General features: G+C 61.6%; 20 protein-coding genes and 1 tRNA gene. 11 read left to right on the top strand and 10 right to left on the bottom strand.

From position 1 onward, the window contains the following. Positions 1-32 precede the first annotated feature (32 nt). A tRNA-His gene (locus MTP16_RS09420) sits at positions 33-106 on the bottom strand. A gap of 235 nt (positions 107-341) precedes the next feature. Between MTP16_RS09420 and MTP16_RS09415 the strand changes: the two genes are divergently transcribed. Beyond that, positions 342-1,751 carry a DEAD/DEAH box helicase gene (locus MTP16_RS09415; protein WP_243518799.1) on the top strand — a complete coding sequence of 470 codons (1,410 nt, stop codon included), beginning with the start codon at positions 342-344 and terminating at the stop codon, positions 1,749-1,751. A 77-nt stretch (positions 1,752-1,828) separates the two neighbouring features. Here MTP16_RS09415 and MTP16_RS09410 read toward each other — a convergent pair whose 3' ends face one another. Together MTP16_RS09410 and upp are read right to left on the bottom strand one after the other, a co-directional pair. Beyond that, positions 1,829-2,278, bottom strand: coding sequence for a hypothetical protein (locus tag MTP16_RS09410; RefSeq protein WP_243518797.1), 450 nt, complete (start codon positions 2,276-2,278; stop codon positions 1,829-1,831). 129 nt (positions 2,279-2,407) lie between these two features. Further along, entirely contained in the window at positions 2,408-3,115 is a 708-nt protein-coding gene (upp, locus tag MTP16_RS09405) for a uracil phosphoribosyltransferase (RefSeq protein WP_243518795.1), read from the bottom strand. 235 nt (positions 3,116-3,350) lie between these two features. On the opposite strand from upp, the gene MTP16_RS09400 reads away from it, so the two are divergent. The 6 genes from MTP16_RS09400 to MTP16_RS09375 all read left to right on the top strand — a co-directional run bounded on the left by MTP16_RS09400 (position 3,351) and on the right by MTP16_RS09375 (position 10,366). Further along, positions 3,351-5,303 (top strand): capsule assembly Wzi family protein, encoded by a 1,953-nt coding sequence (locus MTP16_RS09400; RefSeq protein WP_243518793.1) that lies wholly within the window; start codon positions 3,351-3,353, stop codon positions 5,301-5,303. Positions 5,304-5,306: 3 nt separating this feature from the next. Beyond that, positions 5,307-5,657: a hypothetical protein gene (locus tag MTP16_RS09395; protein WP_243518791.1), complete on the top strand. Its 351-nt coding sequence runs from the start codon at positions 5,307-5,309 to the stop codon at positions 5,655-5,657. A 19-nt stretch (positions 5,658-5,676) separates the two neighbouring features. Next, on the top strand, positions 5,677-7,521 hold the full coding sequence (locus tag MTP16_RS09390) for an ABC transporter ATP-binding protein (protein WP_243518788.1): 1,845 nt from the start codon (positions 5,677-5,679) through the stop codon (positions 7,519-7,521). A gap of 38 nt (positions 7,522-7,559) precedes the next feature. After that, on the top strand, positions 7,560-8,066 hold the full coding sequence (locus tag MTP16_RS09385; RefSeq protein ID WP_243518785.1) for a hypothetical protein: 507 nt from the start codon (positions 7,560-7,562) through the stop codon (positions 8,064-8,066). 84 nt (positions 8,067-8,150) lie between these two features. After that, a complete protein-coding gene (gene lpcA / locus MTP16_RS09380; protein WP_243518782.1) occupies positions 8,151-8,738 on the top strand; it encodes a D-sedoheptulose 7-phosphate isomerase in 588 nt (195 codons plus the stop codon). A gap of 92 nt (positions 8,739-8,830) precedes the next feature. Then, positions 8,831-10,366 carry a YifB family Mg chelatase-like AAA ATPase gene (locus MTP16_RS09375; RefSeq protein WP_243518779.1) on the top strand — a complete coding sequence of 512 codons (1,536 nt, stop codon included), beginning with the start codon at positions 8,831-8,833 and terminating at the stop codon, positions 10,364-10,366. A 46-nt stretch (positions 10,367-10,412) separates the two neighbouring features. Here the strand turns inward: MTP16_RS09375 and MTP16_RS09370 are convergent, their stop codons facing one another. Together MTP16_RS09370 and MTP16_RS09365 are read right to left on the bottom strand one after the other, a co-directional pair. Continuing rightward, the gene (locus tag MTP16_RS09370; RefSeq protein WP_243518766.1) at positions 10,413-11,060 is read right to left on the bottom strand and encodes a DUF2306 domain-containing protein; all 648 of its coding nucleotides are present in this window, start codon (positions 11,058-11,060) and stop codon (positions 10,413-10,415) included. A 133-nt stretch (positions 11,061-11,193) separates the two neighbouring features. Beyond that, the gene (locus MTP16_RS09365; RefSeq protein ID WP_243518764.1) at positions 11,194-12,282 is read right to left on the bottom strand and encodes an acyloxyacyl hydrolase; all 1,089 of its coding nucleotides are present in this window, start codon (positions 12,280-12,282) and stop codon (positions 11,194-11,196) included. Positions 12,283-12,892: 610 nt separating this feature from the next. Between MTP16_RS09365 and MTP16_RS09360 the strand changes: the two genes are divergently transcribed. The 4 genes from MTP16_RS09360 to MTP16_RS09345 all read left to right on the top strand — a co-directional run bounded on the left by MTP16_RS09360 (position 12,893) and on the right by MTP16_RS09345 (position 15,983). Further along, positions 12,893-13,666, top strand: a complete 774-nt coding sequence (locus MTP16_RS09360) for a porin family protein (protein WP_243518762.1) — start codon at positions 12,893-12,895, stop codon at positions 13,664-13,666. Between the two features lie 236 nt (positions 13,667-13,902). After that, positions 13,903-14,484 (top strand): porin family protein, encoded by a 582-nt coding sequence (locus MTP16_RS09355; RefSeq protein WP_243518760.1) that lies wholly within the window; start codon positions 13,903-13,905, stop codon positions 14,482-14,484. Positions 14,485-14,637: 153 nt separating this feature from the next. After that, the gene (locus MTP16_RS09350) at positions 14,638-15,225 is read left to right on the top strand and encodes a porin family protein (protein WP_243518758.1); all 588 of its coding nucleotides are present in this window, start codon (positions 14,638-14,640) and stop codon (positions 15,223-15,225) included. A 98-nt stretch (positions 15,226-15,323) separates the two neighbouring features. Then, positions 15,324-15,983, top strand: a complete 660-nt coding sequence (locus tag MTP16_RS09345; protein ID WP_243518756.1) for a porin family protein — start codon at positions 15,324-15,326, stop codon at positions 15,981-15,983. Positions 15,984-16,038: 55 nt separating this feature from the next. Here MTP16_RS09345 and MTP16_RS09340 read toward each other — a convergent pair whose 3' ends face one another. From MTP16_RS09340 to MTP16_RS09320, 5 genes are all read right to left on the bottom strand, one after another. After that, a complete protein-coding gene (locus MTP16_RS09340) occupies positions 16,039-17,406 on the bottom strand; it encodes a dipeptidase (protein WP_243518754.1) in 1,368 nt (455 codons plus the stop codon). A 149-nt stretch (positions 17,407-17,555) separates the two neighbouring features. Further along, the gene (locus MTP16_RS09335; protein WP_243518751.1) at positions 17,556-18,131 is read right to left on the bottom strand and encodes a hypothetical protein; all 576 of its coding nucleotides are present in this window, start codon (positions 18,129-18,131) and stop codon (positions 17,556-17,558) included. Between the two features lie 20 nt (positions 18,132-18,151). Further along, positions 18,152-18,742 (bottom strand): hypothetical protein, encoded by a 591-nt coding sequence (locus MTP16_RS09330; protein WP_243518748.1) that lies wholly within the window; start codon positions 18,740-18,742, stop codon positions 18,152-18,154. 232 nt (positions 18,743-18,974) lie between these two features. Continuing rightward, positions 18,975-19,619 carry a glycerol-3-phosphate 1-O-acyltransferase PlsY gene (gene plsY, locus MTP16_RS09325; RefSeq protein WP_243518747.1) on the bottom strand — a complete coding sequence of 215 codons (645 nt, stop codon included), beginning with the start codon at positions 19,617-19,619 and terminating at the stop codon, positions 18,975-18,977. 202 nt (positions 19,620-19,821) lie between these two features. Continuing rightward, the gene (locus MTP16_RS09320) at positions 19,822-25,398 is read right to left on the bottom strand and encodes a hypothetical protein (RefSeq protein ID WP_243518745.1); all 5,577 of its coding nucleotides are present in this window, start codon (positions 25,396-25,398) and stop codon (positions 19,822-19,824) included. Positions 25,399-25,500 lie beyond the last annotated feature (102 nt).

Below are 25,500 nucleotides of genomic sequence, written 5' to 3'. Positions count from 1 at the left end.
CCCGGATAATTCCGGGGACTTTCTTTTGGGTGGGTAAATAATGGGGCTCGAACCCACGACCTTCGGAATCACAATCCGACGCTCTAACCAGCTGAGCTATATCTACCGTGTTTGTTTTGGTGGGGCAAAGATAAGAAAAGAGACGAGAAACGGCAAAAAAAGTTCTCGCCTGACGCCATTACGCACGGCGAAACTTCATGCAAAGCGCCGCGAAGCATCTTTACAGCGGTAGTAATCAATGCTAATGCAACGAAGCGGCAAAGATGCTTCGCAGCACGCTGCATGACGTTCTTTTATGTCGGCAGGCAGTCGCTCGCTCGAAAAATCCCGACCTTTGCGGAATGGAACCCAATACCACCCCATCGTTCAACGATTTCAAACTCAACAAACAACTCCTCACCGCCGTGGCCGAGGCGGGCTTCACCGAGCCCACGCCGGTGCAGGTGCAGACCATTCCACTGCTGCTGGCCGGGCACGACGTGCTGGGCATCGCCCAAACCGGTACCGGCAAAACGGCCGCCTTCGGCCTGCCGCTGCTCATGAAGGTAAAATATGCCCAGGGCACCCACCCACGGGCGCTGGTGCTGGCTCCCACCCGCGAGCTGGCCATGCAGATTGAGAAGCACCTCAAGGCGCTGGCCGTGAACACCGACCTGCGCATTTTCGCCATTTACGGCGGTTTGGGTCCCAAAACGCAGATTGAAACCATTGCCGAAGGGCTGGATATACTGGTGGCTACACCGGGCCGGCTGCTGGAAATTTACCTCAAAGGCGCCGTGCGCCTCACCGACCTGAAAACGCTGGTGATGGACGAGGCCGACAAAATGATGGACATGGGCTTCATGCCCCAGATTCGGCGCATTTTGGAAATCATTCCGCGCAAGCGGCAGAACGCGCTTTTCTCAGCTACCATGCCCGACCGCGTGACGACGCTAAGCGAGGAGTTCTTGGAATTTCCGGTGCGGGTGGAGGTGAGCCCGCCGGCCAAAACGGCCTCTACGGTGAGCCAGGTGCTGTACGAAGTGCCAAACCTGCTCACCAAAATCAACCTGCTGCATTTCTTGCTCTACCGCGACGCGGAGGTGATGACGCGGGTGCTACTGTTCTGCCGCACCAAGCAGCACGCCGACCAGGTGGCCCATTTTCTGGAGCGCAAGGCTCCGGCCGGCGAGGTGCGCGTAATTCACGGCAACAAGGGCCAGAACGCCCGCATGAACAGCATGGATTCTTTCAAGGCCGGGGAGGTGCGCTACATGGTGGCCACTGATGTGGCCGCGCGCGGCATCGACGTGCCGCAGGTGAGCCACGTCATCAATTTCGACGTGCCCATTGTGCACGACGACTACGTGCACCGCATTGGGCGCACGGGCCGGGCCCAGCACACGGGCGCCGCCATCACCTTCGCCAACGAGGCCGAAATGGTGCACGTCGGCGAGATTGAGCAGCTCATCAACCAGAAGATTGAGCTGCTGCCGCTGCCCGAGGAAGTGAAAGTGGAAGAAACCCCCTTCGAGGAAAAGCAGAAGATGGGCCGCGAGCTCGACGACCGCCGCAAAAAGCTGGACCCCGACTTCAAAGGCGCTTTCCACGAGCGCAAGGAGTGGATTAAACCCGGCGTGACCATCGACAAACGCACCGGCAAGCCCTTCGTGGAAGGCCAGAAGAAGAGTCGCAAGGGTGCCAAAGCCTTTGTGGGCAAAAAAGGCGGCTCGAACCCCGGCGTGAAGGCGCTGAAGCGGCGCGGGCGTTAAAAGGGTTGAGTGTTGAAGGTTGAATGTTGAGTTAACCAATCTTTCACTCAACATTCAACCTTCAACACTCAACCCTTTTACTTGTGGTGCAGCAGGTGCCCGAAGTGGATACTGGCGAAGGTGAGGGCCGTGCCCCAGAACACTGCGCTCAGAAACATGTGCAGCAGGATGCGTTGCCGCGGCACGCCCAGCAGCGTGGCGATGACGGTGCCGCCGATGGGCGACAGCAAAATGGGCGTGAGAAAGGCGATGCCGCCCATGCCAAACTTGCGAAACACCTTGATGATGTTGCGCGAGCGTTTGGTGAAGATGGGCTCGCGGCGCAGACGGCGCTGCTTCTGGCGGTGGCGCATCCAGGTGCCGCCCACGCCGGAAAAGACGAACACACTGGTCATCATGCCGGCCACGGTGAGGGCCAGGGTTTGCCAAAAGTGCAGGCCCATAGAGGTCCCGGCCAGCGGGCCGCCCAAAAACTTGACCGTGCTCAGCAGGAACACGGACGCAAACTTAACTGCGGGATGAACCACGGCGAAGGCGGAAAGGCAGGCGGGTGAAGAGGGGCAACTGAACGCGGGGTGGGCGCGTGGCAAAGATACCCTTTTCCGAAGTTCAGGGTTCAACCAGCCTGAGAAATTCCGTCTTGGCGCGTGGCTACACTACAGCTTGCTGCCGTAGCTCAGGTCGCCGGCGTCGCCGAGGCCGGGCACGATGTAAGCTTGCTCGTTGAGCTTTTCGTCGATGGCGGCCACCCAGAGGTTGGCTTCGGGGATTTCGCGGGCCACGTGGGCCAGGCCCTCGGGCGAGGCAATGACGGCCGCGATGTGCACTTGGCGCGGCGTGCCGAAGCGCAGCATGGCCCGGTAGGTTTGCACCAGGCTTTTGCCAGAGGCCAGCATGGGGTCGGCCAGGATGAGCACCCGCTCGTCGAGGCGCGGCGCGGAGAGGTAATCGACCTGCACCTGTACCTGGGCCGTGCCCTCGATGCGGTAGGCAGCTACGAAGGCGCTGGGCGACTGGTCGAAATAATTCAGAAAACCTTGATGGAAAGGTAATCCGGCGCGCAGCACCGTGGCCAGAATGGGGAAGTCGTGCAGGAGCTTGCCGGTGGTTTCGGCCAGGGGTGTCTGAATGGTTTGGTCGGTGTAGCTGAGGTGGGCGCTGATGCGGTAGGCGATGATTTCGCCCAGGCGCTGCAGGTTGCGGCGGAAGCGCAGGCTGTCTTTTTGCACGTCTTTGTCGCGCAGCTCGGCCAGGAAATGGTTGGCAATGCTGGGCTCGGCGCACACGACATGGATGTTGGCCATGGCCGCGGCTGCTTCGGTAGCGGGCGAGGGAAGGGCGGAAGAGGCGTGTGGCGTGGCCATAGAAACAGGGCGTTGAGGAGAGTAGCCAAGCAACAGGCGCGGCCAACGCCCCGAAGTTGGCACCAAAACCGGGCGTGGGCAAGAAAACGAGCCGAAAAACGTCGGCGCCCGCCGCCCCGCGCCCGTGCCCGATATCAGCCCGCCAACGGCCTGCTGCGTAGGTTTGTTAAGAAATTGCCTTGTCTGACTTTTTGCGACCGCGCGGCGTGGCCCCGACGGGCGCTTATCCGATTTTATGCCCAAAACCTTGTTCCTGATTGGCCTGACGCTGCTGGCCGGGGCTGCTGCCGCCCAAACGGTGCCGGTGCCGGCCGTGCCTGCTCCTGGCACGCCGACCTCCCCGGCGCCCGCCGCCGAAAAGTCGCCCTGGCTGATTTTTGACCAGCCGCTCGACAGCGTGGCCGACACGCCCAAGCGGCGCGCCACGCGCGAAAGAGCGGTGCGCCGCGCTCCGGCCCCCGGTAGCCCTCAGCGCACGGCTCAGGTGTCGCGCAACGGGTTTGAGGCGACGCAAGGCGCAACTTATGTGCCGCTCGACCCTGACATTTACCGCCTCATCGACCGCTACGCCATCAAATTTGGCTCTGATTCGCTGCGCGACCCGCACACCAGCGTGCGGCCCTACACGCGCACGGCGGCCGCCCACCTCGGCGAGCGCATGCTGGGACCCGACAGCGCCCAGGCCACGCGCAGCGGCAGCCTCTCGCGGGCCGACCGCTTCAATGCCCAATACTTGCTGAAAGACAATTGGGCCAACTCGGCGCAGGGCAACGACCTGAACCAGAGCGCCCGTCCGTTTCTCAACTACTTCTACCGCGACCAGACCGATTTCTACCACGTCGACAGCAAAGATTTTACGCTGCGCGTGAACCCGGTGGCGCTGCTGTCGGTGGGCAAGGACAACCAGAACAGCGACGGCATCCGCTACGTGAACACGCGCGGGGCCCAGTTGGAAGGTACCATCGACCAGCGACTGGGCTTCTACGCCTTCCTGACTGATAACCAGGAACGGGTGCCGCAGTACGTGCAAAACCGCATTGCGCGCGACACCATTGTGCCGCACGAAGGCTACTGGAAGCCCTACAAAACAGGCGCCGGCCAGTACGATTTCTTCTCGGCGCGGGGCTACCTCACCTACGCGGCCACCAAACACATCAACGTGCAGCTGGGGCACGACCGCAACTTCATCGGCAACGGTTACCGCTCGCTGATTCTGTCGGATTACAGCACGCCGTACTTCTTTTTGAAGCTGAACACCCGCGTCTGGAAGCTGAACTACCAGAACCTGTTTGCCGAGCTCACGGGCCGGCGCACCTACAATTCGGCCGGCAGCCCCGTCGATGGCGTGTACCCGAAGAAATACCTGGCTTTGCACCACCTCAGCCTCGATGTGACTTCAAACCTGAACATCGGCGTGTTTGAGTCGGAAATTGCCGGTGGCCCCGGGCGCGGGCTGGAGCTGCAATACCTGAACCCGATTATCTTCTACCGCGCCGTGGAGCAGCAGGTTGGCTCGGCCGACAATGCCGTTCTGGGCCTTGATTTTAAGTGGAATATTTTCCACACGGCGCAGGTCTACGGGCAACTAGTGCTCGATGAGTTTAAGATTGGCGAAGTGCGGGCCCGCAACGGTTGGTGGGGCAACAAGCAAGCTTTTCAGCTGGGTGGTAAGTACATCGACGTGGCCGGCGTGCGCAACCTCGATTTGCAGGTAGAGTTCAACTACATCCGCCCCTACACTTACCAGCACGAGGACTACTACACGGCCTACACGCACTACATGCAGCCCCTGGCCCACCCTATGGGCGCCAATCTGGCCGAGATTCTGGGCGTGCTCAGCTACCAGCCCCTGCCCCGCCTGATGCTGGTGGGCAAGGCCTTTTACACGGAGCAAGGCCTCGACCTAAACAACTTCGACGTAGCGGGCGCCAACTACGGCGGCAACGTGCTCAAGTCCTACAACACCCGCGTGGCCGAGTACGACAACCGCACCGCCCAGGGCAACAAGAGCCGCCTGCTGCACGCCGATTTCACGGCCACCTACCAGCCGCGCCTCAACCTGTTTCTGGACGCTAAGCTGATTGCGCGCCACCAAACCTATTCGCTCACACCCGCTCTCAACGGCAACGAAACGTACGCCTCCGTGGCCCTGCGCTGGAACATTGCCCAACGCCTGCACGAGTTTTAAGCCATGGCCGAAACCACCGATTTATTCCGTCCCGTGAACCAGCAGGAGCTGGATTTGATTGCGGCCAGCGGCTGGCGGGAATTTCCGCCCCGGCTGCCGGAGCAGCCCATCTTCTACCCGGTCACGAACGAGGAGTACGCCATCCAAATCAGCCGCGATTGGAACGTGCCCTACTACGGCGTGGGCTACGTGGTGCGGTTTGCGGTTGATACGGCTTACCTGAGCCAGTTCCCGGTGCAAAACGTGGGCGACGCCCAGCACAACGAGCTGTGGGTGCCGGCTGAGCAGCTGGCCGAATTCAATCAGCACATTCGGGGCCGGATTGAAGTAACAGCGGAGTTCCGGCGTCCCTAATAGTCTGTTCTTATAACTGATGAAGACTTATCTCAGGATTCTGCAATACGCGCGGCCGCTGATGTCCTTTCTGCCGCAGTACCTGCTTTACACGGTGCTGACCATCTTCTTCAGCATCGGCAACTTCACGCTGATTATTCCGCTGCTGAAGGTGCTGTTCGACAAAACGGACAAGGTTCCGTTGAAAGCGCCCGCGCACCTGCCCGCGTTCAAGCCCACCATCACGTGGGTGACGGACACGTTCAACTACTACTTTGCCGACGTGCTCACCACGCACGGCAAGATGGGCGCGCTGGCTTTTGTGTGCGGCGTGGTGGTGTTGTCGGTGCTGCTGAGCAACGTGTTTCGCTACGTGAGCCTGCGGCTGCTGGCCAAGGTGCGGGCCCGCGTGATTCGCAACCTGCGGCGCGACTTGTACCATCGCATCATCAACCTGCAACTGGGCTTCTTTTCGGGCGAGCGCAAGGGCGATTTGATGTCGCGTTTCACGGCCGACGTGCAGGAAGTGGAAACCTCGGTGGTGAATACTTTCACGGCCGTCATCAAGGAGCCGCTCACCATTGTGGCGTATTTCCTGGTGCTGTTCCACATCTCGGTGCCGCTCACGCTGTTCACCTTGGTGCTATTGCCCGTTTCCGGGGGCATTATTGCCACCATTGCCAAGCGCCTGCGCACCCAGGCCAAGCAAAGCCAGAAAACGCTGGGCACCATGCTGTCGGTGATTGACGAGACGCTGGGCGGCATTCGGGTCATCAAGGCGTTTAACGCACAGGAATACATCAAGGGCAAGTTTGAGGAGCAGAACAACCAGTACGCCCGCACCTCGCGCAGTATTGACAACACCCGGGATTTGGCCTCGCCGTTTTCGGAGTTTGCGGGCGTGAGCGTGGTGGCGGGGCTGCTGTACTTCGGCGGCACGCTCATTCTGGGCGGGCAGTCGGCGCTCGATGGCGAGACGTTTATTGGCTACGTCATCCTGTTTTCGCAGGTGCTCACGCCGGCCAAGGCGCTGTCCAGCTCCTTCGGCAACATCCAGCGCGGGCTGGTGGCCGGCGAGCGGGTGCTGAGCATCATCGACACCGAGCCCGCCATTCGGGACCGGCCCGACGCGGCGCAGCTGCCGCCGTTCGAGCGCGAAATCGAGTTCCAGAACCTGAGCTTCAGCTACGGCGACAAGCCCGTGCTCTACGACATCAACCTGCGCATCAAGAAAGGCCAAACGGTGGCGCTGGTGGGCGGCAGCGGCGGCGGCAAAAGCACCTTAGCCGACCTGCTTCCCCGTTTCTATGACCCCAGCGCTGGCCAGATTCTCATCGACGGGCATGATGTGCGCGCCTGCACCCTGCATTCGGTGCGCGACCAAATGGGCATTGTGACGCAGGAGAGCATTCTGTTTAACGACACCATCTTTAACAACATCCGCTTCAACACCCAGGCCACCGAGGCGGAGGTGATGGAAGCCGCCCGCATTGCCAACGCGCACGAATTCATCGTGGCCAGCCCCGAGGGCTACCAAACGGTGATTGGCGACCGGGGCGGGCGGCTCTCGGGCGGGCAGCGGCAGCGGCTGAGCATTGCGCGGGCCATTTTGCGCAACCCGCCCATCCTGATTCTGGACGAAGCCACCTCGGCCCTCGACACCGAAAGCGAAAAACTCGTACAAGAAGCCCTGCAGCGTCTGATGCAAAACCGCACCTCGCTTGTCATTGCCCACCGCCTGAGCACCGTGCAGCACGCCGACGAAATTGTGGTGCTGCAGCACGGCCGCATCGTGGAGCGCGGTACCCACGACGAGCTGGTGCGGCGCGAAGGCGGCGTGTACCAGCGCCTGAGCTCCTTGCAAACCAACGCCGCGCTGGTCTAACGACATTTTATCTTTCGCCTTTAACCAACTTTTTCGCCATGCTTGCCCTCAAACGCATTGTTACCGTCGCCGTCATGGTTTACCTGTTACTGGCGCTGTTGTTCGTGCTGGCTCCTGCTGTGCGCACCACCGTGATGGACATGGGCTCCGGCCTGTCGGCGCTGGAAAAAGAGCGCAGCTTCTACTACACTATGTTCCTGATTGGGGCCGGCCTGCTGGCGTTGCACCTCATCACCGAAAACCTGGACAGCGTGCTCTTGCGTCGTTCGGTGAGCCAGCAGGAAAACAAAATCAACGAGCTCAAGGCCAAGCTTTATGACCACCAGCAACGCAGCGCTGGCCCGGTAGGCGTGCCCACGGCCCGCACCGTGGACGGCCGCATCCTCAGCGAGCCACTGCCTGCCCAGCCCACCCAGAGCCAGGCTGTCGGCACAATGAGCAACACCGAGCACCGTACGCCCGACCACCTGCCCCAGCCCACTTTCCCGCAGAGCGACCCCAGCCTGCCCAACACCCCACCCGCCGAGCGCCCGCCGCTGGCGTAATCAATTCAAGCCACAACCAACCGCCTGTCATGCTGAGCCCCGCTCAATGTGGCAGGCGATTTTTCAAATCGAAGACGTTTCAACGTGCCTGAAACCAGCCTTTCCGACCTCATTCACGCCGAACTCAGCGAAGCCCGCACCGTGCTCGACCAATTTCTGGCCGACCCGGCCAATCTGGCCCGCATTGCCGAAGCCGCTGAAGTTTTTGCCAGCAGCTTGCGCGCCGGCGGCAAGGCCCTTACCTGCGGCAACGGCGGCAGCCTCTGCGACGCCCAGCACTTTGCCGAAGAACTCAGCGGCCGCTACCGCCAAAACCGCCGCGCCCTGGCCGCCATCGCCCTCACCGAGGCCTCGCACATGACCTGCGTGGCCAATGATTTTGGCTTCGAGTTCGTGTTCAGCCGCTTCGTGGAGGCCTTGGGGCGGCCCGGCGACGTGCTGCTGGCCATCAGCACCAGCGGCAACTCGCCCAACATCCTGCGCGCCGCCGAAGCCGCCAAGGAGCTTGGAATGAAAGTGGTGTCACTTACTGGCAAAGACGGCGGGCAGTTGGCCGGCCTGAGCGACGTGGAAATCCGGGTGCCGCATTTTGGGTATGCGGATAGGATTCAGGAAATTCACATCAAGGTGATTCACATCCTGATTATGCTGATTGAGAAGCTGGTGGTGTGAAGGTGTATACCGATTGAAGATGAAGTAGTAGGTTTGTAGGAAGTCTCATTATCCTCCGCCTAAGGCCTAACGCTTACTACGCTACTTCTACCATGCTTACCAAAACCTTCGGCTCGGCCGTGCAGGGCGTCAACGCCTACACCATCATTATTGAAGTGGTGGTTTCGGCCGGAACGGGGTTCAATGTGGTGGGCTTGCCGGATAACGCCATCAAGGAGAGTCAGCAGCGCATTGAGGCGGCGCTGAAATTCCGCGGCTACCGCATGCCGCGCACCAAAACGGTGGTGAATATGGCCCCGGCCGACATCCGCAAAGAAGGCGCGGCCTACGACCTGCCCATTGCGCTGGGCATTTTGCACGCCTCGCAGCAATTGATGACGGAGCGGCTGCCTGAGTACATTATCATGGGCGAAATGGCGCTGGATGGTGAGCTGCGGCCCATTCGGGGTGTGCTGCCCATTGCTATCCAGGCCCGTAAAGAAGGTTTCAAAGGCATTATTTTGCCTAAAGCCAACGCCGAAGAAGCGGCCATTGTGAACAACCTCGACGTGATTGCCGTGAGCAGCATGCAGGAGGCCATTGGCTTCTTCGAGGGCCGTTTGGAAATTGCGCCCACCACCGTCGATACCCGCGAGCTGTTTCAGCATTCCGTCAATAAATACACGGCCGATTTTGCCGACGTGCAGGGCCAGGAGAACATCAAGCGGGCCTTGGAAATAGCGGCGGCCGGCGGCCACAACGTGATTATGATTGGGCCTCCCGGTGCGGGCAAAACCATGCTGGCCAAGCGCCTGCCCAGCATTTTGCCGCCCCTGAGCATGCAGGAAGCGCTGGAAACCACCAAAATTCACTCGGTGGCCGGGAAACTGGGCGGGGGCGGGCTGCTGAGCAGCCGGCCCTTTCGGGCGCCGCATCACACCATTTCCGATGTGGCGCTGGTGGGCGGGGGCGGCAACCCGCAGCCCGGCGAAATCTCGCTGGCCCACAACGGCGTGTTGTTTCTGGACGAGCTGCCCGAGTTCAAGCGCACGGTGCTGGAGGTAATGCGCCAGCCACTGGAGGAGCGCCGCGTGACCATTTCGCGGGCCAAGGTGAGCATTGAGTTTCCGGCAAATTTCATGTTGATAGCCAGCATGAACCCTTGTCCCTGTGGTTATTACAACCACCCCGAGAAGGAATGCGTGTGCGGCCCCGGCGTGGTACAGAAGTACCTGAACAAGGTATCGGGCCCGCTGCTCGACCGCATCGACCTGCACGTGGAAGTGACGCCCGTGACCTTCGACCAGATGACCGAAACGCGGAAGGCCGAAACCAGCGCCGACATTCAGCCCCGCGTAGACCGGGCCCGCGCCGTGCAGGAAGCCCGCTTCCGCGATTACGCCGACATCCACTCCAACGCCATGATGCCGCCGCAGATGGTGAAAGACATTTGCGCCATCAGCGAGGACGGCCGCACGCTGCTGAAGACGGCCATGGAGCGCCTCGGCCTCTCGGCCCGGGCCTATGACCGGATTCTGAAAGTGGCCCGCACCATTGCCGACCTGGCCGGCGCGGAAGACATTCAGCTGCCGCACCTAGCCGAGGCCATTCAGTACCGCAGCCTCGACCGCGAAGGCTGGGCGGGATAACCTGTTATGCACCAATAGCCAAACCCTTGCTTTTCAACATCGACGCTTAGCGGGCCACCGGCACCCCTTGTTGCCGCTGCACCCGGCGTTGCCACCAGGCAATGACGGGCACACCCAGCACGGTGGGCCACAAGAAATTGTAGGGAAAGGGAATGAAGTGCAGGCTGGTGACCGAAAATGCTGACACCGCTGCGATGTACGCAGCCATGAAACCGGAAATGTGGTTGAGCAGCCATTGGTTTTTATTCCAACGGCCGGCGTTGGCGTAGCCGCGCAGTTGGCGGGCGGCCGTGAGGCCCCCGATGGCGCCGAAAATGCCCACCGGGATGTTGCGCGCCACCACCGCATAGCCCACCGTACCCAGAAATACGGCCAGCCCCACACCCGCCGTCGCCCAGTCGCCAGGGGCTACCCGCGCATCCCAGGCCAAAGGCTTCAGATACAGGGAGCGGTAGCCAAACGCCGCCATGTAGAGGCTGAAAACCGCCGTGAGCAGCAGAAACAGGTTGTGAATGTGCTGCGCACCCACCAGCGCCGTGGTGCCGGCTACCGCCATGGCCCAGAAAAACACCCGGCCCCAAAGCCGGTGCGCCGGTCCACCTTTGCGCACGGCCAGGGCCACGGGCGCCACAAAAAACCCGACAAATCCGGTGGCAATGTGCAGGTAGCGGTTGGCGAGAAAGAAGGTTTCCATGCGAACGGGCGCGGGTTGATCGAACCGCGTCCGAAAGATGACATGCCTCGGCCGCCAGCCCGTTGAAAACATGACTCAAGCGTCCGTTTTGGGTGCCGGGCTACCCAATCAGCCCGACGAAGCGGCGGCCCGGCTACAGCTTCGCCCCTACTTTAAACTCAATCACATCGGCCGCGCCGCGGTGGATTTTCAGGTCGACGGCGCCGAACAGCAGGTTGGTGAAGTGGTATTTCAGGCCCAGCCGCTCGTAGTAGGGCGTGCTCGATTTGTAGGGCGCGTACACGTAGAAGCCCAGGTGCGAGTCGAACGCCAGCCGCCCAAATAGCAGTTCGTGGCCGATGAATACGCCCGCCTTTTTCACGTCGGGCTGCTTAAGGCCGGCGCGAGTGGTATCATCCAGGGTGGCTTTCAGGCTGCGGTCGTTGAAGCCTTCGACCCCGAGCAGCAGGTTGGATTTGCGGTTCATGCGCCGGCCTACGGCCAGCGTCACGGAGTTCACCAAGTATTTCTGCTTGTCGCCTTCGGAGCGCTGCTTGTAGCCCAGGCTGGTGCTCACGTTGTAGAACAGCTTGCCCACGTCTTCGGGCGCCGGCGCGTTGGGGTTGGTTTGGGCGGGGTGGCGCTGCTCGTGGTAGTTCAGGCCCAGCACCAGCGAGGGCAGGTTCACGCCGAAGTTGGGCTTGGAGGTGGCGCCGTTGGAGTAGTGGTTCAGGCCGGCGCCCACCAGCAGGCCCAGGTGCGGCGTGAGGGCGTAGTCGTACTCGAACCGGAACTGCAGCGTGGCGTTCAGGGCCGAGCTGGCGATGGTGTTTTTGTGGTTGGTTTCCTGGCTGTAGGGGTTGGTGAGGTAGGCCAGCCCCGCGCCCAGTCGGAAGCTGAAATCGTGCTTGGGCCCGCGCGAAAACGTCTTGCTGATGTAAGGGCTGGCCGAAAACGCGTGGCCCAGGATGGGATTGTGAAAATCGTAGTAGGTGAGCGCCAAGCCAATTTTGGGGTACTTGTACCAGCCGTGCCAGGGTGCTGCGCCGGTGGTCTGGCGCTGCAGGTTGATTTCGAAGCCCGTGGGGTGCGAGGCCACCAGGTGCCGGATGGCGTAGGTGTGCGCCATGATGATGCTGCCCTGCGCGTAGGCCCCCACCACCAGCGGAGCCCGGGGCGGGGCGGCGGCCACGGTGGTGTCTGAGCTCTGCGCTTGCGCCACAGTGGCACCGCTCCACAACATTAACCCGACCAAAACAGTCTTAAACAAACGAAACTTCATAGGCTCCTAGCTCACTGGCTTCAAAATTACGACGCGCCGCCAGCGTTTGGCCCACTTCTGCCCGTCGTCTTTTTTTGGCCCTGTGCCCACGCAGTAGCGGCCTGACTTCGTTTGCCTTGCAGTGCAACCAGCCGGGCCAGCCGGGCGGTGCCCCTACCACTGGCACAACCCTTTTCCATTCCCATCAGTATAGTGCCTCTGGAACTTCACTGCAAGCGTCCGGAACGCCGGGCGGCACCGATACGAGCAGTTGGCAAATAGCAACGAAAATAGCCGGGCCCGATAGGGCCGCCTCCCACCGCAACTATGGGTCTGCCAGCATAAAATCACCACGGTTGTTTCAGGTGCTTGCCGCACCGCGTCATCGGCCCAGCAGCAGGCCTTATCCCTTCGCGCCCATTAACAAGCATAACTATTGCATTAACAGTTACTTAACCTCAAAATTTAATTGCTTTTCAGCAACCTATTGGCCCTTCGATGCGCTATAAGGACAGGCCTGAAAGGGAAATTCATTGAGAGTATCATCTATTCTTTTTTGCCCATTTCACCTTTTTTTAACCACCCCCATTTTATGACCATTACCTCCTCCAGCATCGCAAAAAAAGCGGCCGTACTGGCCCTGTCGGCATTCAGCATCTCGGTTGCCAACGCGCAGGACAGCGGTGGCTTTCGCCTCGGTGTGAAAGTCGGTGCCACGTATTCCAGCCTCAACGGCAGCAGCGTATCCCAAATCGCGGGCCCCAATTTTAACTCCGAGCTGGGCTCTTATAAGCTGGGCTACAACGCGGGTGTTGGTGCCATCATCCCGCTGAGCAGCGACGGCTTCTTTGCCTTCGCTCCCGAGCTGCTGTACAACCGCAAGGGATACGAAATCAACTCGCAGCAATCCACTGGCTTTGCAGCCGGCTCCAACATTTCCAAAATCGAGTTTGAGCAGCAGCGCGTGCTACACTACCTCGACGTGCCTTTGCTGGCCCGCATCAATGCCGGCGGCCTGTTTTTTGAGCTCGGCCCGCAGGTGAGCTTCCTGTTCGGTTCCAAGAACAAGCAGCAAACCACCACCAAGTACACCAACGGCACCAAAGACAAAGTGGAAGACAATGGCACCTTCCAGAACTACACCGGCGCTTTCCAGAGCGGTTCCGATAAGTCGGACCTGGCGCAGTTCGACATCGCCGGCGTGGCCGGCGTGGGCTACCAAACCGAGGGCGGCCTGAGCCTGGGCCTGCGCTTCGCCCAAGGCTTCAACTCGCTGATTGATTCGAAAGACACGAAAAACGAGCCCAAGGCTTTCAACAACGCCTTCACGCTGCAGGTAGGCTACCTGCTGCCGCTGGGCAAATAAGCTTCATTGCTTTGAACCGGCTGAAAAGGCTGGCGACCTCGGGTCGCCAGCCTTTTTTTATGCCTACCCACTTCCGGTGCAGGGCAGTGGGCCACTGCCGGTTAGGCCAGCAAGCCGGATTTTTTTGCACCAATAAGGGGAAGATGATAACCATTTACAAAACGCACAGTATACAGGATTGCAAAGCTAACTCTCACAAAATCAGCTTCATCCAATCTTCATCTTTGTTCTTTGTTATGAAAAAAATCATCACCACCCTGGCCCTGCTGCTTGGGGCCTACGGCGCGGCCCAGGCCCAGAGCGCTACCACATTTGGCATAACGGTGGGCTACGGCCGCGACCGGATTCTGAGCAACAACCAGTACACGTCGGTGGCCCACTCGGCCTACCAGGCCGGCCTCACGGCCGACTTCAAGGTGTCGGACAAGGTGGGCTTTCACCCCGAGGTGCTCTACAGCAAGCGCTATTTCGACACGTCGAACGACGAAAGCCTGAACCGTGACATCACGTCCATCGACGTGCCGCTGCTGGTGCGCTACCGCCTCAACGGGCTGTTTTTTGAGGCGGGCCCGGCAGTGGGCTTTCCCATCAAGGCCGTGAACGAGGATGCGGCCGACACCAAGAGCGAGCTAAACAGCGTCGTGCTCAACTACATGGCCGGCGTGGGCTACCGCTTTGGCGCAGGCCCGTCGCTGGGCGTGCGCTACGACGGCGGCGCCTCCAACCTTTTCAAAAGCAACGCCTCCACGGTGCTGGGCACGGGCAAGTTCAAGTCGAGCGCCGTGTGGGTGGTACTGGCTTACTCGTTTGGCGGCTAAGGCCGACAACGGCAACGCCCTTGCGGCAAAAGCCCGGTTTTCGCACTGGAAACCGGGCTTTTGTGTGCTTGCCGGCCGCAGAAAGGGTGCCTGGGCGGACCGACGCGCAGGGCGGCCGGCGTAGCTTTGCGGCATCACCTATCTACTTCGCTTATGAAAAAGACCCTTTTCACCCTCGCGCTGCTGGCCGGGCTCACGGGTGCCGCGCAGGCACAAGATGTGTCGCTTGGCCTGAAGGCGGGCGCAACGTATTCGAGCTTTGTTGGCAAGCAGACCGTCAACGATGAGTATATATGGGGATTTCACGCGGGCGCGTTCGCCAATATTGGCCTGACGGACATGTTCGCGTTTCAGCCCGAAATCATCTACTCGCAGAAGGGTTCCGTCTCCAACCTCACCGATGTCAAAAAACGCCTGCACTACGTTGATGTACCGCTGGCGTTTCACGTGAACGCCGACGGGCTTTTCTTTGAAGCCGGCCCGCAGATTGGCTTTCTGGTGGGGGCGCAGCAAGAAGTGGGTACTGCATCCATCGACACCAAAAACATCTACAACTCGCTGGACTTTGGCTACCTGGCCGGGCTGGGCTTTCAGCGCAAAAAGGGCCCGGGCATCGGCCTGCGCTACAACGGCGGCTTTACCAACATCGAGAAAGCCGTGACGGTGGGCAATGTGAAGCTGCAGAACAGCATCCGCAACAGCGCTTTCCAGCTATACGTGACGTATTCGTTCGGGCGGTAGCCGGCCGGCCTCAGTCCTGATTTAAGAGCCCGGCGGCCGTTGCGGAAGCCGGGCTTTTGCGTTTGATTTGCGGCATCCTTTCCCTTCAAATGTTTCTTATGCCCAACGCGCTGGCTTTGGCCGCTGTTCTCACCCTGCTGGCGGGCAGCCCGCCCGCCGCCGCCCAACGCCCCCGCGTGGGCCTCAAGCTGGGGGGCAGCCTGGCCCAGTACCGGGGCAACGACACGTTTGTGGGCAATGGCAACCTAGGCGGCTACTGCGGCGGCGGGGTGCTGGCATTGCCCCTCGGGCCGGTGTTTTCGGTGCAGGGCGAGCTGCTGTACTCGCAAAAAGGCGCCCGTAGCCAAGGCTTTCCACTGCCCAACAACCAGTATGTGAGCGGTGACCAGCGTCTGGCCTATCTGGAAGTACCGGTGCTGGCCAAGCTGCGCATCCCGCTGGGCTTATTCGTCGAAACCGGCCCCACTTTTTCCTACCTCCTCAGCGCCCGCCTCGAATCGAACGGGCAAAGCCTGTACGAAAACCGCAGCAAGGTCAAGCCGTTCGAGCTGGGCTACGCTTTGGGGGGCGGCTTTCAGGCCGAAAACGGGTTGATGCTGGGCGTGCGCTACTGCGCGGGCCTGACTTCGGTGTTGCGCACCGGCGTTTACGCGAGCTACTCGAACGTTTCCGGCGAGCCCGATGTGCACAACCAGGTGTTCCAGCTCTACGCCGGCCTCATTTTCCGGGACCGGTCCGCCCCGGAACGTTCAAAGTAAAGCCCCGCCCTCTTGCGGGGACGGGGCTTTGCCGTGGGCCTCAACCGGGCACCGCTTACTCGGCGGCCGCGTAGTTGCGGTAGAAGTGCGGGATGGTTTCGATGCCTTTCAGGAAATTGAACACGCCGAAATGCTCGTTGGGCGAGTGGATGGCGTCGGAGTCGAGCCCGAAGCCGAGCAACACGGTATCGAGGCCCAGCTCCGACTTGAACATGGCCACGATGGGGATGGAGCCGCCGCCGCGTGTGGGCACCGGGCGCTTGCCGAAGGTGGTTTCCATGGCATCGGCGGCGGCGCGGTAGGCCACCGAGTTGGTGGGCGTGACGACGGGCTCGCCGCCGTGGTGGGGGCGCACTTCCACCGTCACGCCCTGGGGCGCAATGCTTTCGAAGTGGCGCTTAAATTTCTCGGTGATTTCGGCTGAGGTTTGGTGGGGCACCAGGCGCATGGAGATTTTGGCGTGGGCCTGCGAGGCGATGACGGTTTTGGCGCCCTCGCCGGTGTAGCCGCCCCAGATGCCGTTTACGTCGAGCGTGGGCCGGATGCTGGTACGCTCCATGCTGCTATAGCCTTTCTCACCGTAGCTGTCGGGCAGGCCAATGCTTTGCTTGAACTCCTCTTCCGAAAACGGGGCTTTGGCCATCTCGGCGCGCTCGTCGGCGCTCAGCTCATCCACGTTGTCGTAGAAGCCGGGGATGGTGATGTGGCCGTTTTCGTCGTGCAGGCTGGCAATCATCTCGCACAGGGCGTTGATGGGGTTTTGTACGGCGCCGCCGTAGAGGCCGGAGTGCAGGTCGCGGTTGGGGCCGGTCACGGTCACTTCGTGGTAGCTCAGGCCGCGCAGGCCCACCTCGATGCTGGGCACGTCGTTGGCCAGGATGCCGGTGTCGGAGATGAGGATGACGTCGGCCTTGAGCTTCTCCTTGTTGGCCCGCACGAAGATTTCGAGGTTGTTGGAGCCAATTTCCTCCTCGCCTTCGAACATGAACTTGATGTTGCAGGGCACGCCGCCCTGGCCGTCGCGCATCATCATCTCGAAGGCTTTCACGTGCATGTACACCTGGCCTTTGTCGTCGCAGGCGCCGCGGGCGTATATTTTCTCGTCCTTAATCACCGGCTCGAAGGGCGGCGAAGTCCACAGCTCGTAGGGGTCGGCGGGCTGCACGTCGTAGTGGCCGTACACGAGCACGGTTTTGGCGCCGGGGCCAGCCACGAGGTATTCGCCGTACACAATGGGGTTGCCGGCCGTGGGGCAGATTTCCACGTTTTGCACGCCGGCTTCTTCGAGGCGGGTTTTGAGGTAGTCGGCGGCGCGCAGCACGTCGCCGTGGAACTTGGGGTCGGCCGACACGGACGGGATGCGGAGCCAGTCGAGCAGCTCATCGAGGAAGCGGGTTTGATTATCGGCGAGGTAATTGGCCATGCGAAGCGAAGTTTTAGGGGTTGGGAATGCGGCGGTAAAAGTAGGCGGTTCCGGGCCGAAACTTGTACCCCGAAGCTCCTGCTTCGGCCCGTTGAACGAAGCAGACGCGAGCCGAAGCAGGAGCTTCGGGGTACACGTTTCGGCCCGGCTCACTGCCGCGCGTCCAGCACCAGCTCGCGCACCATCACTTCGCCCAGCTTCCAAGCCTCGGCCCATTCTTTTTCGGGGCTTTCGAAGGTGAGCAGGTAGAGCGTGTCGGTTTTGGCGTTGGCCAGGGCCATTTGGTATACCACGCGGGGCTCGGCATCGGGCGGGGCGTCGCGGTAGCGTACGGTGCGCTTGTGCCAGGGGCCCTCGGTGGCGGCCGTTTTCTCCAGCTGCTGCTGGCCGCGGCCGAAACCGGTGCGCATCATCAGCAGCTCGGCGTATTCGGGGGCGGCGTGGCGGGTTTTGGCTTTGGCCTTGCGCACCACCTGCAGCGAGAGGCCGGTTTGGTACTCGCCGGTTTCCCCCAGCTCCTCTTGGGTGAGGTAGTAGGTGGGCGCGCTTTTCTCGCCTTCGGCTTTGTAGTACCAGCCGGCGGGCAGCAGCGCGGCGGCCTTGCTTTCGGGCAGCGGCTGCCAATTGAAGCCTGCGAGTGGGGCCGTCAGCTTGGTGTTGTAGCGTTGCGCGGCGGCGGGCAGCGCCAGCAGCACGGCCACCACGGCGAAGATGAAACGGAACATACCGGCGAAGCTAGCACCCGCTACACTTTCGCATCGAGTCGAATCTGCTTTATCATTTCCTGGCCGAATTTGCAGGCCAGCGGCCAGTCTTTCTCGGGGCTTTCGAAAAGCAGCAGGTAGAAGGTATCGGTGGCGGTATTGGCAATGGCCCACTGCTGAATGATTTTGGCGTCGGCCCCGCTGTTGGCCACGCGGTAGCGCACGCCGTAGAGGCGCAGTGGCCCCTGCGCCTTGGTTTCCTGGGCCAGCACCTGCTGCCCGGCCCCGCGCCCGCTGCGGGCTGCGAAAGCCCGGGCGTAGGCATCAGCCGGCTGCTTGGCCCGGGCGCTGATGCGCCGCACCACGTTCAGCGAAAGCCCGGTTTTAAACTGCTTGCCGGGCATAATCCTTTCGCGCGTCACGAAATAGGCCTGCGCGTCGCGGCTGGCCTCGGCCTTGTAGTTCCAGGTGAAGGGCTTGAGCACAGCCGCGTTTACTTCGGGCAGCAGCTGCCAGTTGTAGCCCACGGGCGCCGTAATTGTGCGGCCGGCGGTGGGCGGTGGAGTGGTTTGGGCCGCGGCCGGGCGCATCAGTAGCAGGCCGCACACGGCCAAAACGAGGGGACGTAGCATCGGGCAAGGCGTGACTGGTGGAGCTTGGCTATACGGGGTGGCGCCGGGCGCGGCCAGCTCAATTTTCTCCGCGTTTATTCAGAAAAAACTTTAAACAGGACATAAAACAGCACAATCGCCAATCCGCCGCCTGAAATGATGAATAGTATGGTACTGATAAGTCGAAGCACACGCTGAGAATTGGTCATGTTCCCCTAACGCGACAATTGGCAACCATTGCATTTGGCTTTACCTATTTCGCCCACGGCAGCGGTACGCGGCTCTCCGTCCCGGCGCGCAGCCGACCAATGTTGGCCCGGTGGGTGTAGATGAGCAGCGCCGCCAGCACGAAACCCACATAAATTAGAAACGGCTGCTGCGGCCGGAACTGCGGCAGCAGCTGCAGCAGCGCGAAGCACACGCCCGCCGTCATGGAGGCCAGCGACACGTAGCGGAACAAGAGCAGCATCACGATGAAGACGAGGATGCACACGCCCACCGTGGCCGGGGCCACGCCCAGCATCATGCCCAGGATAGTGGCCACGCCCTTGCCGCCCCGAAACTGCGCAAACACGGGGTAGATGTGCCCCACCACGGCCAGGGCGCCACAGGCCAGGCGGTAATACAGCTCGTGCTCGGGTGCGATGGCACCCTGCGCCACCAGCCACTGCGGCAGGAAAAACGCCGCCACGAAGCCCTTCAGCGCATCCACGAACAAAACGAAGGAGCCCGCCTTGGGGCCCAGCACCCGAAAGGTGTTGGTGGCGCCCGCGTTGCCGGAGCCGTGCTCCCGGATGTCGGCGAGGTTGAAGAAGCGGCGGCCTACCCACAGGGCCGTGGGGACGGAGCCGAGCAGATAGGCGGCGAGGAAGGCGAGGGCGATGTAGAGATAGTGCATGCGGGGATAAATGTAGGGCGGCGGTACTCCCCTCCTTGCAAAGGAGGGGATATTTTGCTGAAAGCAAAATTGGGGTGGTTGAGTCGTGGAACGATGGATGAACGGCGCGTTGGCTTCGTTCGGGCATCGTTCAACGATTCAACTACCCCAATTTCAGCTTCGCTGAAATGTCTCCTCCTTGGTAACGAGGGGGAGTGACGTGCTAGCTGTCCCCGAAGGGGTCGTTTTCGTTTTTCTTCTTGCGCTTTTCCTCCTCCTGCTTAGCCTTTTCGGCGGCTTTGGCGGCTTTTTCTTCCTCCTTTTTCCGCTTTTCGGCTTCCTTGGCTTCGCGCTCGGCGTCTTTCTTAGACTGCGCGGCGTCGGGCTCGGTAGCGGGAGCATCGGCGGCAGGAGCAGGGTCAGCAGCTTTTTCCTTGGCTTTCTCCTTTTTAGGCTCGGGAGCCGGGGAGTCAGCGGCAGCGGGCTCGGCGGCTTTTTCCTTGTCTTTGGTTTTTTCCTTGGTCACCGGCGCGGGGGCGGGCTCGTCCACGGCGCCATCGCCAAAGGGGTCGTTGTCTTTTTTCTTCTTCGCCTTCTTGCTGGCGGCCGGGGCGGCATCGGCGGGGGCGCTGCCGGGGTTGGCGCTGGCGTCTTCACTGCCGAAGGGGTCGTCGTTCTTGCCCTTCTTCTTTTTCTTCTTGTCCTCGAAGTTGTCGAAGTTGCCGGTAGGCACCGGGGCGGCCGGACGGGCAGCCAGCTTGCCGCTCTGGCCCAGGTAGTCCTTCTGGAAGTGCGAACGGAAGTTGTCCACGTCGGAGAATTCACCCAGGAAGGTGCCGTAGGCGGTGGCCGTCTGGTAGTCGCCTTTCTGCTTGCCGCCAATCTCGCCGTCGAAGCTTTCGTTCGAGGCTTTGGCTAGCAACAGGTTGTTGGCGTATTTTAGGTAATACCAGGTCTGGGGCTCGGGCTCCAGGTACAGCTCTACCACGTCGGTCGAGTTTTCGCGGCGGATTTCCACGTGGCCATTCACCAGCGCGTTGAGCGACGTTTTGCCCACGCCGGCCAGCCCAATGGGGCCCACCGAGTACCAGGCGCGCTTTTTCTCGCTCCAGCGCAGGTTCACCTTGCTCAGCAAGATGGTGTGCACCAGCTTGGGCGAGAGCTTCATGATGGACTCGGCCCCGCCGGGGTGGCCGGCGTAGCCCTCGGCGCCTTTGTCGCCAATGAACTGGGCCAGCTTGTAGAGCTCGTTAGTGGAGCCGTCCTGGGCCTCGGCCGAACCCTTGGTGACGCGGGCTAGGTCGGCGCCCATGGCCTCAATGGCTTTGGCCGGCATGTTGATGTCGAGGCCCAGCAGGGCGTCTACCGAGTAGCGGGCGCTGTCGGGGTTGGCGGTGCCCACGCCGCTGGCCACCATCTTGTAGTCCTTGCTGCCGCCAATGAACGACATCGGCCCGCGGAAGCTGAGCGAGTTCGTCTCGTCGGTGTAGGTCATGGCCGCGCCCTCGTAGGCGTTCACGTCTTCCAGGTCGCGGCGCGAGATGCTGTAGATGCCCTTGCGGTCGTCGTAGCGCAGCTTGCCATCCACCTTGAAGAGCGGAATGTCGGTGTTGTTGGGCACGGTGGCGGCGTAGAGCGGGTACACCTTGTTGCTCTGGTCCGACACGAACAGGCCCGTCATGAGCGGCGTGCCGTCCTCGGTTTTGATGTCCTGCAGGCTCAGACTAAAGTTTTTCGGGTCGATGGAGTCCTTCACCGCAATCCACTCGGCCGACGCGCGGTTTTTGCCAAACTGCAGCTGCACCTGACCATCGAAGGCGAAGCCGCGGCGCTGCGAGTTCAGCTGCACGTTGCCGCGGTAGCCGATGCGCGGCGTGAGCTGGAACTTGCTGTTGGCGTTCACCACGGCCGTGGCCACGGTGGCCGGGCCGGCGGGTGTTTCGCCGTCGGCGGCGGGCTTGGGCTTGCGGCTCAGCAGGCCCTTGCCCTTGCGGGTGCCGGCCACGGCGCCGGAGTCGGCCTGGAAGTTAGAGAAGCGCAAAGCCACCGAGTCGCGCGCCGTTTTGAAGGTGTACTCGGCGGTGCCGGTGAAGGTCGTTTTCGACACCACTTCAATGGCGCCCTTGCTCAGGCGGTGGAACTTGGCCAGCGAGTCGAGCACCACCGTGGCATTCCGGAAGCGCTGCAGCTTGCCGTTGGCCCCGATGCTCACCTTGCCCGAGTCCGGATACACCCAGGCATCGGCCGAGGCGATGTAGGGCACGCCGCCTACCTGCATGCGGTATTTGGCCAGGTCGTAGGTGGCGGTGGCTGCCTTAAATTTCAAGCCCTGCTGGTCGGGGTTGGTGGAGTAGAAGTACGACCTGGTGGAGTCGGAATTGGCCGCCACGCGCAGCTTTACCTGCTTTTTCTTGAAGTCCCAGTGGCCGTCGCTCAGCGTGGTCTTGAACTTGGAGTACGGCAGGTCGATGCTGGCCTTGCTGCCCTCTTCGCGCTTGAAGTCGGCGTAGCCCTTCTGCAGGTTGTACTCAAAGGCTACGTCGTTGGCCGTGAGGGCCGGCTTGTTCGTCTCGGCCGATTTCACGCTGAGCGCAGCATTGCGCCCCGAGTAGCTGTCGGTTTTGAAGGTGAACTCCGGCGACTTGATGAAGGACTGCGGCCCGTCCAGCCGGCCGCTGCCGCCCGCGTTGCGCGGCGTCAGCAAGGCCGTGCCTTTGAAGCTGTAGCCTGAGGCCGTTTTGGTTTTGGGGTCCACGGGTCCCGAATAGAGCTTGATGGCCTCGCCGCTGGCCGGCGTGGCCAGGTACATCGAGTCCTGTTTCACATTCCAGTTCATGAGGTAGCCGGTGGGCAGGGTCATCTTTGGAATGTCGGCCGTGGCGGTTTTCTTGGCGGCGATGGAGCCGGTTTTGCCCACGGCCACCACCGAGTCGCGGTAGAACACGAAGCTGTTCGAGGTAAACGTGCCCGACTGGTACGTTACGGTACCATCGGCCTGCAGGCCCTTGCCGTCCATCTTCACCTTGTTGAACACCCGGCCCCGGCCCTTGTAGAGCGGGAAGCCGTCCTTGGGCACGTCGTAGGTGAAGCCCAGCGAGCCGTCTTCCTGCACCGTGAGCTTGGTCTTGATATCGGGCAGAATGCCGCCGCTGCGGAAGGTGCCATCGAAGCCCGACGCCGTTTTGCCGATGCCGTTGAGCGAATCGAGCTTGAAGGGCGGAATGTCGAACACCATCGTGGAGTCGTAGGCGCCGCCCAGTACGTCCTGCTTGCCGAAAAACACGTTGGAGCCGGTTTTGGAATCAAACGAGGGATACTGCGGCTTTTTCTTGCGGCCCGACTTGTTCTTGGGGTCGTTCAGGTAGAGGCGGCCGCTCGACGTCTTGCCCTTGTTGGTAAGAGCAAAATCGGCGCGTTTGCCGGTGGGCTTGCCCTTGGCGTCCTTGGCCTCGCTGCGAATCACAATGGAGTCAATCTTGGCCATGTCGACGTAGAAGCCGTCGTAGTCGAACTTGAACTCGCGCCCCTTGAAGCGCATGGCTGAGGCCACCACCGTGCCGCCGAAATCAATGTTGCGGTTTTTCTGGATGCGAATGATGGCACTGTCCGGTTTCACGAATACCGTGGCCGAGTCGTCGGAGAAGTTGAAGCGCTCCACGCCGCGCACCAGCAGCTCGTTGGTGTTCAGGTTGAGCGTGGCATTGCGTCCCGAGCCCGACAACGACTTGATGGCAATGTGGTCGTAGTCCTTCTTGTCGCGGGCCGAGGCCACGTAGTGGAAGCCCTTGGGCAGAATGGTGACCTCGCCGGTTTGGGCGTTCCAGGCCACGTAGCCGTCGCGCGTCAGGCCCGAGGCGGCGCTGCGCATGTTGTCTTCCGAGGTTTGCAGGTCGCGGGCCAGGTCGCTCACGTTGATGGTTTTCGCATTACCGTGGGCCTGGCTGTAGCCCACCAGCATCTGCAGCGGGTGCAGCCGGTTGATGCTCTTAAGCTGCTGGTAGCGGTTGTTGGTGAAGAATTCCTTGCTCTCGAAATCAGCCGACTGCTGGTTTTTCGACGAAAGCACCTCAAAATTCACCGTGGGCTGGTGCAGGTTCCAGGTCAGGGCCTGCGTCCGGATTTCCATCTGGTGGTAGGAGTCGCTGTAGGGCGTGTTCTTATATAAGCCCTCTTCGCGCGAGAGCTTGAGCTGCTGCTTGGCCTTCGAGTACTTGAGCTGCGCGCCGGGGTGCGTCACCGAGTCCTTGGCGCCTTCGTAGATGGTGACGGCGGCGCGGCTGGCCGTAATCAGCGAGTCGCCGAGCACGTAGGCCCGGGAGGCGGCCTTGAACTTGGGCTTGCCGTCGAGGCTCACCGTGAGGTTCGAAAGCGAGCCGTCGAGGGCCGCGCTCAGCACCTTGCTGCCCGCCATCGACAGGCCGCCGCGGTACTTGATGTTATCGCCCAAGCTCTTAATGCGGGCGTCGTTGGTGAGCGAGATGAAGCGCGGGTAGCCGTTGTCGGTCTGGCCGGGCTTGCGACGCACGGCCTTGTAGCTGAGGGCACCCTTCACGGGGGCCTCCAGCACGGCCGGGTAGGTCAGCGTCACAGGCTGCGCCGTGAACTCGGGCTTGCTCAGGTCGAAGTCAAAGCCCGCCAGCTCGGCCGTTACCAGATTGCTGTTGATGGACCAGACAAATTGCCCCCCCGTGCCGATAAAGCGGCTGGAATTGGGCACCGCCGTGCCACTCACCTTCTTAATGAACACCGAGTCGCCGGCCGAAGCCATAAACAAATCAGCGTCCTTGATGACCAGCACGGCCCCGCGAACCGGCGGCGCCAGGTACTCTTCATACGGCGTGGCCGAGGGCGTGAAGCTGGCGGTGGGCGTCTCAAAATCGGCGGCCTTGGCGGCCACTTCCGAGGCCGAAGGCGTTTTGGTGGCGGCCGGGCTGGCTTTGGTGGCGGGCGCGGCTTTGGCCACGGGCTTTTTGGCCGGTGCTTTTTTCTTCACGGGCGCGCCCCAGCCGTCGTCGGCATCGCCCCAGCCGCCGCCCGAGGGCGATGACCACAAATCGGCCGTGTCCCAGCCGCTGCTGCTGGCTTTCTTTTTGGGTGCAGGCTTGGCGGCGGGTTTGGCCACCGGCTTGGCGGCAGCGGGCTTCTTAGCGGCCGGCTTGGGTGCGGCGGGCAGCGGCTCCTCTTTGGGTGCCGCCGGTGTGGCGCTGCCAAAGTCGAGGTTGGAAGCCGGCGCTGCGATGGGCGAGTACGCAAACGACACGGTGCCGCCCACCGCCCGCAGCGAGTTGAAGCCCGTGCGGTAGAGGTAGCCGCCGTTGAGGTAGCGGTTGGTGGACGTGATGAACTTCTCGGTTTCCTGCGGCGCTTCCTTTTGCAGGGTCTGGCCCAGCACGTCGAGGTACTGGTCCATTTGCGCGTCGCTGAGCTTGGCCGTGGTGGCCCCGCCCACAATGGCGCCGAACAGGTTCTCGAAATGCGGCCGCGGCCGGAAATGCTGGGTCAGCATCACCTGCGACAAGGCCACGATGCGCGCTTGCTGCGAGGAAGTGAGGCGGTTGGTGCCCCAAAGCTCCTTTAAGCGGGCAGCCGCGGCCATGGCGCCCGCGTTGCGGGTGGCGGCCATCATGCTTTGCGCGTCGAGGATGTACTGCGCCGGGTCGGTGGCCAGGGTACCCACTTTGTAGCGCGGGGCCGCGGCGGCCGGCGCGGTACCGGGCGCCGCTTTCGTCTGGGCCTGGGCCGCCGAATAGCTGCCCAGCACCAAGCCCAACCACGCCGTGAATATCAAATATCGATTCATAAAGTCTGTTTTCGGTAGTAGTGTGGCTTGCCCAGCAAGCCCCGCATCGCCCCAAATTTTCAATGTTCCAGCCGGCAAACCCGGTTAAGTCCGCCTCGCCCA

Origin of the sequence: Hymenobacter monticola (assembly GCF_022811645.1) — a bacterium.
GTDB lineage: Bacteria > Bacteroidota > Bacteroidia > Cytophagales > Hymenobacteraceae > Hymenobacter > Hymenobacter monticola.
Note: the sequence above shows the minus strand (reverse complement) of the source record. Positions and strands in the feature narration are given on the sequence as shown.